The sequence below is a fragment of the Nocardia acididurans genome (assembly GCF_016741815.1).
Taxonomy (GTDB): Bacteria; Actinomycetota; Actinomycetes; order Mycobacteriales; family Mycobacteriaceae; genus Nocardia; species Nocardia acididurans.
This window is the reverse complement of record NZ_JAERRJ010000009.1, coordinates 221,736-236,106: the sequence shown is the minus strand read 5'-3', so window position 1 is coordinate 236,106 and position 14,371 is coordinate 221,736. Positions and strand designations below refer to the sequence as shown.

4 protein-coding genes are annotated in these 14,371 nt (G+C 69.5%); all 4 read right to left on the bottom strand.

The genetic code is table 11. The features are described from left to right. Positions 1–28: 28 nt before the first annotated feature. Genes JK358_RS24240 through JK358_RS24225 form a run of 4 tightly spaced genes read right to left on the bottom strand, consistent with a single transcriptional unit; the run spans position 29 to position 14,182 of the window. Entirely contained in the window at positions 29–6,439 is a 6,411-nt protein-coding gene (locus JK358_RS24240; RefSeq protein WP_201950902.1) for a type I polyketide synthase, read from the bottom strand. Further along, the gene (locus JK358_RS24235; RefSeq protein WP_201950892.1) at positions 6,436–12,036 is read right to left on the bottom strand and encodes an SDR family NAD(P)-dependent oxidoreductase; all 5,601 of its coding nucleotides are present in this window, start codon (positions 12,034–12,036) and stop codon (positions 6,436–6,438) included. Before JK358_RS24235 ends, JK358_RS24240 begins: the two co-directional genes overlap by 4 nt. Continuing rightward, positions 12,033–13,259, bottom strand: coding sequence for a crotonyl-CoA carboxylase/reductase (ccrA, locus tag JK358_RS24230; protein ID WP_201950890.1), 1,227 nt, complete (start codon positions 13,257–13,259; stop codon positions 12,033–12,035). The genes JK358_RS24235 and ccrA overlap by 4 nt, the downstream gene beginning before the upstream one ends. Further along, on the bottom strand, positions 13,256–14,182 hold the full coding sequence (locus JK358_RS24225; protein WP_201950886.1) for a hypothetical protein: 927 nt from the start codon (positions 14,180–14,182) through the stop codon (positions 13,256–13,258). The genes ccrA and JK358_RS24225 overlap by 4 nt, the downstream gene beginning before the upstream one ends. Positions 14,183–14,371 lie beyond the last annotated feature (189 nt).

Genomic DNA, 14,371 nt, shown 5'->3' with positions numbered 1-14,371 from the left:
CTCCTGAGTTCGTGTCGGCCGCGAGCACCTAGGCCTGAGACCGTGCGACGAGCCGCTCGCCGATCGCACCGGCCAGCGTCTCGGCGGTGCCGTAGGTCCAGAGCAGGGTGGGTGAGAACCGCAGTGCGAAAGCGGATTCCAGCCGATTGCGCAGTTCCAGGCTCATGAGCGAATCGACGCCGAGCGCTTTGAAGGGCGTGCGGGGATCGAGCTCGTCCGGTGCCATGCGGAGCACGCGCGCGGCCACCTCGGTGATTCTGTCCCGCACCAGGACATGGCGCTCGGCGGCGTCGGCGGCCGCGAACGCGGTGTGGAACTCACCGCGGGCCGCCCCCGCCGACTCCTCCGCGCCGCGCTGTCGCAGCAGCTGCCAGCTGGACTGGGCGGCGGCGTCGGGATACGCGTCGAACCACCGCCGGGGGTCGAACGACATGTATCCGACCACACTGCGGTCCTCGGTGAGGAAGGTGTCCAGGGCGGCCCACGCCTCCTCCGTGGTGTAACTCGAAATCCCGTGGTCGAGCAGCCGATCACGTCGCATGTCATCAGTGGCCGCCAAACCCACCTCGGCGAAGAAGCCCCACTGCATGCTCAGTCCGGGCCGGCCCGCATGCCTGCGAGCCTGGGCGAGCGCGTCGAGATAGGCATTGGCCGCCGCGTACGCGCACTGCCCCGGGCTGCCGATCAATGCGGCGGCAGACGAGAACAGCACGAACAGATCCAGATTGTCCGCGGCGGTGAGCTCGTCCAGATGCCGCGCGCCGTCGATCTTCGGCCGCAGCACCCGCTCCAGTCGGTCCGCGTCCAGCCCGAGGATGGTGGCGTCGTCGAGGATGCCCGCGGCGTGGAACACCCCGCGCAACGGCGGCAACTCGGCGCGAATCGAATCCAAGACGGCGGCAAGTGATTCCGCGTCGGATACATCCGCCTGATAACTGCGGACCACGGCATCCGGCCGCTGCCGCGTCTCTGATCCGGCCCCGGGTGACCAGCCTGCGCCGTCCGGTTGCCTGGTGCGTCCGATCAGCGCCACCGCGCCCGCGCCGCGGGCGATCAGGTGATCGGCCAGGCTGCGGCCGAGCGCGCCGTGACCGCCGGTGATGACGTAGGTGCCGTTCGTCCGAAACCTGCCGTCCGGCAGGGGATCCGGCGCGATGTCGGTCACTTTCGCGGGTCCGATGAGGACCAGTGCGCCCGGGTGCTCGCCGTGGGTCGCGTTCCGCAGGGCGGTGGCGGCGTCGGCAAAGTCGTGCACCGTGATCGGCACGGGCGCGAGCTCGCCGGTGCCGATCCGCTCCCAGACCTCGCGCAATGCCGTGGCGAACCGCTCGGGGCGGCGCACCATCAATCCGGCGAGATCGACTGCGGCGAGGCTGATTCCCTTCGCGAACGCATCCAGTCCGAGTCGGCGGCCCACATACCCCTCGCGTGCACCGACCGCGAGGAAACGGCCGTCCTCGGCGAGCACCTCGATACCGAGATCGATCGCCCGGTCGGTGCCCGAGTCGAACACGACGTCGACACCCCGCCCGCCGGTCACCGCCCGGACCTCGTCCACCCAGTTCGGACCCCCGGAATCGAAGACCTGCTCGACGCCGTACTCGCGCAGGCACTCCCGTCGCTCGGCGGAACCGGCCGTGGCGATGATCCGCGCCCCGATACCGCGCGCGACCCCGATCGCAGCCAAATCCGAACCACCACCGCCGGACTGGATCAGCACGGTCTCCGCCGCCGTCAAGCGGCCCAGCGTGACGAGGGCGTACCACGCGGCGGTCGCCGCCATCGACACGGCCGCGGCGACCTCGGAGTCCATGGTGTCCGGAATCTTCTGGGTGTGATCGGCGCGCACCGTGAGATGCGTTGCCAGCGCACCGAACCCGCAACCCACCACACGATCGCCCGCAGCCCGATCGGTCACCCCGGGTCCGACGGCACGCACCACACCCGCGCATTCGAGGCCGAGCGGATCCGGCCCTGACGTGTCGCCGCGAAAGCCGCCCTCCATCCTCGCGACATCTGCTGCGGCCGAATCGATTTCGATCAGCACCTCACCCGGTCCCGGCGCTCGCACCTCCAGCGGCCGGAATCGCAGTCCGTCCCAGCCGAATCCAGCCGTCACATCGAGCCGGAAGGGCTGCGCCGCCGACCGCCAAGGCTGTGTCACCGCAGCGTTCTGCCGCCGCTCCCCCTGCTCGAGCCGTCCGACATAGCGGCCGACGCGGCACCGCGCTACCCGGCCCTCGACACCCACACCCGTGAGCGGCTCCGCATCCCCCTCCGGTTCGAGGCGCTCGGAGTGCCGGCGCTCGAGGCGCAACGCGACCTGATCCTCCCCACCCGCGCCGGTGAGTAGCTCCGCCGCGCAGGACTCGAACAGACGATCCTGGTCGACGCCGTCGCGCGAGTCCGGCAGATCGATGAGAGCAGCGGACAGTTCGGGATGCTCGCGGCGCAGGACTCGGACGAATCCCCAATACAGAGCGCCGCCGGGATCCGGCCGCTCGGAGGCGTCCACCGCCTGGCCCGCCGTTGTCACCACGACCAGGCGCGGCGGCGCGGCGGTCATCCGAACGTACGAACTCGCCAGTTCACCGAGTTCGAGGAGGCCGCGGCGCTGTGCGTCGAGACCCGAGCGAGCGGAGGGTGCGAGGAATACCACCGTGGCGGGCGGCCCGGAGACGCCGGAGCCGTCGGCTACGCCGCACTCCACGCCCGCCGCGTCGGCAACCGCCGCACCCCCGACCGCCGCACCCGCAACGGCTGAACCCGCAATCGCTGCGCCTGCGACGGCCGCACCACGGTGGCGCAGCACCGCGGCCAGCGCGCGGCTTGCCTGGGCATCGCCTGCCAGAATGAAACTGCTTGCAGGCCGGTCATTTTCAGCATGCTCGCTCGAATGCCAGGTGAAGGTCAGCTCGCGTTCGTGCGACCGCGCCTCTGCACGTTCGTCCTCCAGCAGCAGGAGCTCCAAGCCCAGGATGCGGGCGAGCGGTGCGTGCCGGTCGTCGAAGAGGTGGATATCGGCCGTGCTGTCCGAGCGCTGGATCGCATACGCCCATGCGGCGTCGACGTATCCGGCCGGATCGGCGTCCAGGAGCAGTTCGCCGATCCCGGCGGGCAGGACGGTGCGGTCGTCGTCGAACAGGGCCAGTGCGGTCTGCATGGCGCAGTCCAGGAGCGTGGCGTGCAGTTCCCCAGGACGGGTGTGCGCGCGGGCGCGGTCACCGAGGCCGATCCTGGCGAGTACATACGAACCGGTGGCATCCTGCCAGCGCCGAAGTTCGCGCACCCCTTGGAAATCCGGGCCGTAGGTCACGCCACGCCGGGAACAGGCCGCGTAGAAATCCACGACGGGCACCGGCGTACCCGGAGCGGGTTCATCGGGTCCGAACGGGAACGGCTCGGGCGGGCCGGAACTTTCCGGCACGGACAGGGCGCGCCCGTGCGCGTGCGTCGTCCAGCTGTTCGTGTCGGCGTTCAGCGAGGCGATGTCGAAGCGCGCCCCGGCCGAGAACTCCTGGCGCAGCGTGATTTCCAGTCGCATGGGCGCATCGCCGAGGGTGAGCATCTGGACCAGGCGCAGTCCCGCGAGTCCCGCCGGGCGGGTACCGAGGTGGGTGCCGGTCACCGCGAGGGCGAGCGCCGCCATCATCGCGCCCGGCACCACCGTCGCGGTGCCGACCTTGTGATCGGCCAGCCAGGGCATCGTTTCCGAATCGACGATCACGGTGGCCTGCCAGACACCGGACTCGAACCGGCTGGGGTACACCGGGACTCGCGACGCGTCCGATCCCGGAAGGACGGCCGGACGCGCGTCCGGAAGCCAGTGTGACTGCGGGCGTAGCGGATACGGCGGCAGCGCCACACCGGTGTCGACGGCGACGCCGAAGGGTCGCAGTCCGGCCACGAAGGCGCGGGCCCGGCTGCGGCGTATCTCGTCGAGGGGGTCGCGGTCCCGGTGGAACGACGGCAGCGCGACCGGCGGGTCGGCGCGCGCACCGGCCAACTGCTCGAGGGCGGGCAGCAGCACCGGATGCGGGCTGATCTCGATCACATGGGTGACGCCGGATTCGAACAGCGCCGTCATGGCGTCGGCGAAAAGTACCGGCCTGCAGAGGTTTTCCACCCAGTAGTCGCCGCCGAGATCGTCGGCGGTCACGATGGTCACCCCGACCGTGGACATCATTTCCACGGTGCCGGGCAGCGGCGCGACACCGCTGAGTTCGGCCCGCAGCGGGCCACGCAGTGCGGCCATGCCCGGACTGTGTGAGGCGTAGTCCACCTGGACCATGCGGCAGAACACGCCGTCGGCCGAGAGTATCTCGCTCAGCGCCTCGATGGCGTCGGCCGCACCGGAGAGCACGCACGAGGTCGGCCCGTTGTGCACGGCCAGTGCGACGAGATCCTCGAATCCGGCGATGGCTTCCGGGATTTCGGCGACGGGCAGCTCGACGGCCAGCATGCGGCCGGTCCCCGCGACCGAACGCAGCAGGGCGCTGCGCCGGGCCACGATGCGCGCGGCATCGTCGAGACTCAACAGTCCGGCCACCGTGGCCGCCCCGATCTCGCCCTGGCTGTGGCCGATCACGACATCCGGGGCGATGCCCGCCCGCCGCCAGACGGCCGCGATGCCCAGCGACAGCGCCCACAGCACCGGCTGCACCTGATCGACGTGGTCGAGCCACTCCGGTCCGGCCGCGCCGGACAGAATCGCGAAAGGATCCCATTCGACATAGGGCTTCAACGCCGCGGCGCACGCGTCCACAGTCTCGGTGAAGGCCGGATCCCAGCCGTAGAGCCCGGCACTCAGACCGTGCCACTGGCTACCCTGCCCCGGGAAAACGAAAGCGACACGGCCGGTTTCACCCGCCCGGCCGGACAGTACCGCCGGGTGCTCGGCCTCCGGGTCGTCGGCGTGACGGCGCAGCGCGGCGGCCAGTTCGGCGGAATCGCCGCCCAGCACGGCACTGCGCAACGAGAGCGCCGGGGATCGCAGCGCCAGCGCCGAGGTGAGCTCATCCGCCCGGCTCGCCCCGGACTCCAGCAGATCCGCGATGTCCAGGCACCGCTGCCGCAGGGCGGCCGGTGTGTGCGCCGACACCGGCACGAACCCGAGCCCGTCGAATGCGGTGCGCTCGTCGACCGCGTGTGTGGTGCGTTCGTCAGCCGCACGGCGCAGGACGACGTGGGCGTTGGTGCCGCCCCATCCGAAGGAATTCACCCCGATATGGACATCGCTGCCGGGCGGTAGCGCGGTGTGCTCGTGCACCACCCGCAGGTTGAGATCGTCGAAGGAGATGTCGGGATTCAGTGTTCCGGAGTGCAGGCTCGGCGGCACTGTGCCGTGTTCGAGACACAGGACGGCCTTGACCAGTCCGGCGATCCCCGCCGCGGATTCCAGATGCCCGATATTGGTCTTGATCGAGCCGAGCAGCAGTGGTCCGCTGTCCGCACCGCGCGTGGCGCCCAGCATCTCCCCGAGCGCGGTCGCCTCGATGGGATCGCCGCGGCGCGTGCCGGTTCCGTGGGCTTCGACGTAGGCGAGCCGGTCGACATCGAATCCGTTGTCCGAGTATGCCCGCCGCAGCAGATCGCGCTGACCGTCGATACTGGGCGTCACCAGGCTCTCGCCGCCGCCGTCGTTGTTGACGACGCTCTCCACCACGACCGCCCGCACCCGGTCACCGTCGCGCAGGGCCGCCCGCAGCGGTTTGAGGTAGACGGCGATCACGCCCTCACCTCGGACGAAACCGTCCGCCTCCGCGCCGAAGGCCGCACACCGGCCGTTCCCGGACAGCCCGCCGAAATGCGTCAGCCCGACCGAAACATCCGGCGCCAGAATCAGATTCACGCCGCCGACCAGCGCCGCGTCGATATCTCCCGACCGGATGGCCCGCACCGCCAGGTCGAGTCCGACCAGCGCCGAGGAACATCCGGTCTCGACGGTCATGCTGGGCCCCGTCAGACCGAGCGTGTAGGACAGCCGGGAGGCGATGACATCGAGTGCGGCGCCGACCGCGCTGTGCTGGCTCGCGCCCAATCCCCGGTGCTTGCGCAGGATCTCGTAGTCGTGCCAGGACGCGCCGATGTATACCCCGGTTCGGCTGCCGCGCAGGCCATCCGGTGCGATCCGGCCGTCCTCCAGTGCGCGCCAGGCAGTTTCGAGGAGGAGGCGCTGCTGCGGATCGATATCGGCGGCCTCGCGCGGTGACACCCCGAAGAACGCCGCGTCGAATTCGTCCACGCCGTCGACGAATCCGCCGACCGGCTGGATCCGCTTGTCGCGGTCCAGCGGTGCGTCGGCGTCCCAGCGTTGCGCGGGTACCGGCCCGATGGCGTCGCCGCCGGAGTTCAGCAGCTCCCACAGTGCGTCGATGTCCGGTGCGCCGGGGAACCGGCCCGCCATGCCGACGATCGCGACGGCTTCGCGGGCGCTCATGCCGTGGCCTCGCGCAGCCGCGCCAGGGATCCGTTCAGACGTGCTACGAGCTCCTCGGGCACCGGTTCCCCGCCGTGCACGGCGACGAGACGGTCGAGCAGCAGTTCGACCTCGGCGATGATGGGATCGGCGAGTTCGGCCGCGCGCGGCGCGATCTGGTCCAGCACGTGCCGGGCGAGCAGTCGCACGGTCGGATGCTGGAAGATCACAGCGTTGCCCAGCCGCACCCCCGTGAGCGCCCGCAGCCGCGCACCGAGTTCGATCGAGCCGAGGGAATCCAGGCCCATCCTGGCGAATTCGCGATCCGGGTCCACCGCATCGGGTGCGGCGTAGCCGAGCACGATCGCGACCGGCGTCTTGAACAGCTCGATCACCGCCTCGTGCTGTGCGCCGGGATCCAGCCCCGCCAGTCGCCGCACCAGCTCCGCCGGCTCATCCACCTGAGATGTGACCTGCGGCCGGGCATCCGGTAGTTCGTGGAAGAACGGGGGCAGTTCGTCGTTCGGCCCGCCCGCGCGCAACTGCGCCAGGTCCAGCCCGATCGGCACCACGTACGGTTCGCCGGTCCGCAGTCCGGCGTCGAACAGTTCCAGCGCGTCCGCGGTGGGCATCGGGGTGAGGCCCATGCGGCCGATGCGGGCCCGGCGATTGTCGTCGAGGTAGCCGGTATTGGAGGTGTCCTGCGCCCACAGACCCCAGGCCATGGCGGTCGCGGGCAGCCCCCGGCGATGCCGCAGGCGGGCGAGGCTGTCCAGAAATACGTTGGCCGCACCGTAATTGGCCTGACCGGCGACGCCGAGCGCGCCCGACGCGGAGGAGAACAGCACGAACATCGACAGATCCAGGTGCCGGGTGAGTTCGTGCAGATGCCAGGCTCCGTCGACCTTGGCCCGCAGCACGGTGTCCAGCTGGGCTTCGGTGAGCGTCGCGAAGGTCGCGTCGGAGAGTACCGCCGCCAGATGGATCACCGCGCCGATCGGATGCGCCGCGGGCACCTCGGCGATCACCGCCGCCAGCGCGTCACGATCGCTCGCATCGCAGGCCGCGACCGTCACTTCGGCGCCCGCCGCGCTCAATTCCGCTGTCAGCTCCTCGATTCCGGCGGCGGTGGGTCCGCTGCGGCTGGTGAGCAGCAGATGTCTGGCGCCGTACTCGGCCACGAGGTGGCGGGCGATGATCCCGCCGATCACACCGGTGCCCCCGGTGATCAGCACGGTGCGTTCCGGATCGAAGGCCGACGGCCAGGTGAGCACCACCCTGCCGATATGCCTGCCCTCGGTCCGGCAGCGCAGGGCGGCGCACGCCTGCCGCACATCGAAACGGGTCAGCGGCAGCGGAGCGAGCGCGCCGTCGGCGAACAGCGCCGACAGCTCGGAGAGACTGTCCCCCAGCGCATCCGGGGTGAGCGCTCCGAGTTCGAAGGATGAATAGGAAACGCCGTACTCGGCCCGGACCGCATCGGCATCGTGCACGACATCCCGGGCGATCTCGACGAACCGGCCCGTGCTGGACAGCAGCCCGAGCGAATCCCGGGTGAAGGTGTCGGGCAGCAGATTCAGCACGACATCGATGCCACGCTCGCTCGTGAACCGCTTCACGAAATCCGCCGACCGCGAATCCGCGATGCGGTCTTCGCGCAAACCCCTGCGCCGCAGCACATCCCACTTGGATTTACTCGCGGTCGCGAACACCTCCAAGCCGAGATGCCGTGCCAGGTTCACCGCGGCGGTGCCGACCGCCCCGGTGGCCGCGTGCACGAGCACCGTCTCCCCCGGCTGGGCCGCAGCGCTCTCGCGCAGCGCCCGCAGAGCCGTCAGATAGGCCACCGGCGCGGCCGCGGCCTCCGCGAACGACCAGTCCGCGGGCACGCGCGCGAGCAGCCGGTGATCGGCCGTCACCGTCGCGGCGATCTCGTCGACGAGTCCGAATACTCGGTCGCCCCTGGTGAATTCGCCGGAATCCGGGCCGGCCGCGACCACGATGCCCGCCGCCTCGAACATCCGAGACGACCCGGAATCCATCGCACCGACCGCCACGGACGTTCCGGCCGCGCGCAGTGCGACCAGCACAGCACCGGGCGCGGGTTCCGCGCCGAGCGCCCGTTCCGCACCGAGTGGCGTTGCGACAGTGTGGAACGCGGGTTCGGCGTCCGGAAGCGGGTGGACGCCGGGTGTGGTCGAGACGTCGAGATCCACCAGCGGCGCCGCCGTATTGTCGGTCGAGGCCGGAAAGACCAGCCGCCAGGGCCCGGTCAGCGGCGCGCCATCCGTGCCGTCGACGCCGGAACGAATTCTCCTGGCGAAGAATTGGCCCTGCCGCAATGCCAGTTCGGGCTCGTCGAGCCGCAGCGCACTGGTGAGCTGGTCGAGGCTGATCCCGGCACCGTCGATATCGAGTTGCAGGATCCGATCCCGGTATTCCGCCTGTGCGCTGCGCACCATGGCCCACACCGCCGGTCCGATCAGATCCGAGACGTCGTCGGTGGGTTCGACCGCGTGGACACCGGTGGTGAGGATTACCAGCTTGGTGTCGGCGAATCGCTCCGTCGCCAACCAGGTTCGGCCCAGCGCCAGCATTGCCGCCAGTTCGTCGCGGACCCGGCCGACCGGCTCCGCGCCCGGCTCGGCGCGGGCGGCGGCACACCGGGAAAGCAGCACGACCTTCGGCACTGCGGCTCCAGAATCCGCTGCGCTGTACAGCGAGTCGAGATCCGGGTAGGTCATGAGCCCGGCGGAGTCGCGCACGCCGGACGGCTGATCACCGACGATGACCCACTCTCCCGGCCCGGCGCAATAACGCCGACGCCAAGCCTGAACGGCCGACCATCCCACGTCGTACAGCGATTCCCGCATACCGGAATCCGCGTGCGCGGCGCTGTCCCGCAGCGAGACCTCACCCACCCGCACCGCGCCGGTCGCGATGATCTGCCCGGCAGCGTCGGCGAGCGCCCAATTGCTGTGGTCGGCGCTGCCGGAGGTCAAGCGCACCCGCGCGGCCCGCGCGCCGGTCACGCGCAGTTCGACGTTCTCCCATGCGATCGGCATCCGGACCGAGTCCGGTGCGGACGGCAGCGGTGTCGCGGCCGCGCCGACGGGTTGCACGGCCGCGTCCAGCAGCGCCGGATGCAGCCCGTACCGCTCCGCGTCGGCCACCACGCCGGGCACCGCGACCTCGGCGAAGATATCCGCGCCGCGCCGCCAGAGCGCTTTCATACCCCGGAAGGCCGGACCGTGCCGGAAACCCAGCTCCGCCAGGTCCTCGTACACCAGCCCGGGTTCCGGTACCGGTTCCGCGCCGACCGGCGGCCACACGCTCAACCCGTGGGTGTCGGCGGCCGCGGTCTCGGGCGGTGTGAGGACACCGTCGGCGTGCAGCATCCACCGGCTCCGGCCCAGCGGAGCACCCGAGCCCGTAGGGCGCGAGTAGACGGCCACCGTACGCGCGGCGTCCTGGAACTCGCCTACGACAACCTGGAGATCGACCGCACCGTCGGCGGGCACCGCGACCGGGCTGTGCACGGTCAGCTTCGCCACCCGTGGCACCCCGAGCCGGTCGCCGACGTGCAGCGCCAGTTCCAGCAGGGCCGCGGCGGGCAGGACGGCGGTGCCGTGCACCGTGTAATCGGCCAGCCAGGAATGGGTTTCGACCGAGACACCGGTGAGGAATTGGAACCCGTCGCCGCCGGGCCGCTCGACCACCGCGCCGAGCAGCGGGTGCCCGGCCGTGACCAGGCCGAGGCCGCCGGGCTCGTCGCCACGCGCACCGGAGACGCCGGACGGCGTGTACACGCGGCGCTGGAAAGCGTAGGTGGGCAGGGTGATCGGGTTCGCGGAGCCGACCGGATAGATGGCCGCCCAGTCCGGGGTCACACCGCGCACATGGGCTTCGGAGACGGAGGTGAGCAGTCGCCGGATACCCGCGTCGTCACGCTTGAGCGATCCGACGACAACCGCGGAATCGGCTGCGTCACCGAGCGATTCGAACATGGCGGCGGTCAGTACCGGAGTCGCGCTCATCTCCAAGAAGGCGTCGAACCCGGCCTCGGCGGCAGCCCGGAAACCCTCCTCGAACCGCACCGGTTCACGCAGGTTCCGGAACCAGTAGTCCGGCCCGAGTTCCCGGCTGTCCAGCTCGCTCCCGGTGACGGTAGAGAAGAAGCGAAGATCGGCTGTCCGAGCGGTGATCGGGGCCACCGCGGCATCGAGCCGCTCGCGCAGGACGTCGACGTGGGGTGTATGTCCGGCGCAGGAGGCCGGAACCTTCCTGGCCCGCAAGGTTTCTCGCGCACACGATGCGAGGATGCGGGACAGGCCGGAGATGCCGCCCGCGACCACCGTGGTGCCGGGGGAATTGACCGCGGCGATGTAGAGGTCGTCGATATCGGCCATCAGCGCACGCACGCGGGCGACGGGGGCATTGATGGAGGCCATGCCGCCGGTGCCGTCCAGTTCGCGGAGCAGCTTGCTGCGCAGCGCGACGATCCGGACGGCATCCCGCAGCGTCAGCGCGCCCGCGACATACGCGGCGGCCACCTCGCCCTGTGAGTGCCCCAGTACCGCGGCGGGCTCGATGCCCAGTGAATTCCACAGTGCCGCCAGCGAAATCATGGTCGCGAAGAGCGCGGGCTGCACCACGTCGACCCGCTCCAGGGTCGGTGCGCCGTCGGCCTCGTTCAGCACATCGATCAGCGACCAATCGACGAACTCCGACAGTGCGGCGTCGACCTCCGCGATTTTCGCTGCGAAGACCGGGGATTCGCGCAACAGCTGGGCGGCCATCCCGGCGTACTGCTGACCCTGTCCGGGAAAGACGAACATGATCCGGCGGCCGGAGGTGGCGTGGCCGCGGGTCGGCCCGTCCGGCCTGCCCTCCGCCATGGCGTCCAGCGCGGCGAGCAGTTCGACGCGATTGCGACCCAGCACCACCGCACGATGGTCGAAGGTGCTGCGCGTGGTGGTCAGCGCGTGGCCTACCTCGCGCCCGCTGAATTCCGGATGCGCGCGGACGTGGTCGGCCAGCCGCGCGGCCTGTGCGGTCAGCGCCTCGGGCGTCTTCCCGGAGATCGGCCAGACCACCAGCGGCACACGCTGTCCGGGAGCGGCGAGGGTGATCGGCGGCGCGGGCGGCACTGCCGCGCCGTGCACCAGCTCCAGCACCCGGTGGCCGTTGCGATGGGCGTCGGGCAGTCGTTCCAGCAGCAGCATCGACGACTCCGCGCCGACCAGGGCGAGCGAACATTCCCCCGCCGCGAGTGCGCGCACCGCCAGATCCACGGCCGCCGGTGCGGCAGCCTCGGTGTCGATGCTCAGCGCGGGGCCGCGCAGATCCAGCGCCCGTGCGATGACGCTGTGCCCGCCGCCCGCCGCGCCGAGGAAGACCCCGATATCACCGCCGCGCAGTTCCATCGGGTCGATTCCAGCGACTTCCACTGCCTCCCAGCTCATTTCGAGCATAGACCAGTGCCGCCGGTCCATGGCCGCGGCGTCCTCGGCGCTGATCCCGAAGAACTCCGCGTCGAACCCTTCCGGTCCGTCGGCGGGCCGGTCGGCTCGGCCGATCACGGCGATCGAATCGTCCGGCTGTACCAGACCTGTCACGACAACCCCCCGTTGACCAGCACCGCCATATTTCCGGGCGGCTGCTGGTTGTCACACATCAGCTGATGCATTTTTCCGATTTCGGCGAACGTGCCGACCCGGGACAGGCACGGATCGACATCACCGCTCGCGATCAGCTCGGTAATGGCCCGGCACTGCTGCAGGTTCGCGAAATGCGAACCCTGCAACCGCTTCTGCCGCATCCACAGGTATCGCAGGTCGACATCCGCGTTGTATCCGGTGGTCCCGCCGCAGATGACCACCATGCCCGCGTTGTCGCACAGGTAGATCGACGTCGGAATGGTGTCCTGGCCCGAATGCTCGAGCACGATCCGGGGAGAACGCTTGGCGCCGAGCGCTTCCCAGTACGCGGCGCCGAATCGGCGGACTTCGGCGAACCACCGCGCCATGGCGTCCTGGTCGCCGATATCCGGGAGGCGTCCCCAGTGCGAGAACTCGCGCCGGTTCACAACTCCGTTGGCGCCCAGGTCTTTACAGTATTTCTCCCGCTCCGCACTGGACACGACCGCGACGGGGCGGCCGCCGTAGGTTCGCGCGATCTGTATGGCCATGGAACCGAGGCCGCCCGCGCCGCCCCAGATCAGTACCGGGTCGCCGGGCCGCACCACATTCGGATACCAGCCCAGCAGCTGCCGATACGCGGTGGCGCCGGTCAGAATGAATGCGGCGGCTTCGGCCCAGGAGAGCCTTTCCGGCTTGGGATGGCATTGATAGTCGCGGACCACCGTGAATTGCGCGAAGGAACCGTAGTTCTCCTCGTAGCCCCACACGCTCTGGCTCGACGAGGTCATGGGATCGGCACCCATTCTGATATCGGCGGCCGATTCGTCCCAGATACACGAGGACAGCACCACTTCGTCGCCGACCGCGACATTGCCGACTCGGTCGCCGACCGCCCAGACGATTCCCGAGCCCTCCGATCCGCCGATATGGAAATCCTCTGCGGCGCCGCGTTTTCGGCGGGCCGCGACAACATCCAGCGGAATGCCGCGGGCCGCCCAGACATTGTTGAAATTGATGCCCGCGGCCATGACGTAGACGAGTACTTCGTTCGGCCCGATGGACGGCACATCGACGACTTCCTCACGGAATGCGTCGATCGGCTCGCCGTACCGCTCGGGTCGGACAACCGATGCCAGCATCTTCTCCGGAATATGTCCGACGGGTGGTAGTTCACCGAGCGCGTACAGCGATTTCTTCACGCCGTCAGGACCTTTCCGGCCGCCTCCAGCTCATCGGGCGTGAGTATCAGCGTCATGGTCAGCGGTTCCACGACCAGCCCCTGCGGCAGGCCCGGCCCCAGCCCCACCACCGTGGTGGTGCCGATGCGCTCGACCTCCGTCATCAGCGCTTTGACGCCCACCTGGCGAACGTGGTTGTGCACGAAGAAATCCCGCACCGAGTCCGCGGTCATCACCGCGCCCGCCTCATGCGGGGAGAGCAGCATGATCTCGGGATCCCGGATGGTCATACCCGCGACATAGGGCGCGATGAAGTCCGAGGCGTACTGCGCGAGCGGACTGTGGAACGCGCCGGGATACTCGTCCAGCATCTGCATCTGACGCGGATGCTCGGCCACCAGCTCCTCGAGGGCGTCGGCGTAGCCGGACAGCACGATCACGTGCACGTCGCCGCCGTATGCCGCGTCGTAGTCGGCGGCGAGATACACCCCGGGACGATGCTCTCCGTAATACTTCCGCGGATCGTCGCCCAGTCGCAATGCCGCGACGGCCATTCCCTGCGGACGTTCGCCTGCCGGACGCGGTGGGACGAGCCGGTGGTGGTGCAGCATGTCGAACAGATCCCGGCGGTCGACCGCGCCGGCGAGACCCGCGCCGATCAATCCGCCGAGGCTTATTCCGCCGACGGCGTCGGGGTGCACACCGTATTCCGCCAGCACGTCGTGCATTCCGACGATCAGCGCGGCCTGCCGCAATCCGTCGAAGGCGTGCAGTTCTTCGCGGCCCGCCCGGCGACCGCCGCCCAGCAGATCCGACACGGAAAGTCCGGTCCACTCGGAGGTCTGTTCATACGAGCGGCGAATCAAGGGAAATCTGTCGTGAAATTCCCGGACGGATGAATCGGCGAGCGGAATATGCCCACCCAGCAGATAAGACGTAGTCATCGAATCCCTCCCGACGCCAAATCTAGAACCGGTTCCAGTTGGTGTCAAGAACGATTTCAGTGAAAGTTACTGTTACTTAACGTCTTTCAATACCGCTTGGTCTGAATGTTTTAGCGCACAACAGATTTCATACTGCAGAGAAAACAAAAACGCGCGCGGCATCCGCCGCGCGCGTTTCGGGTGGTTCAG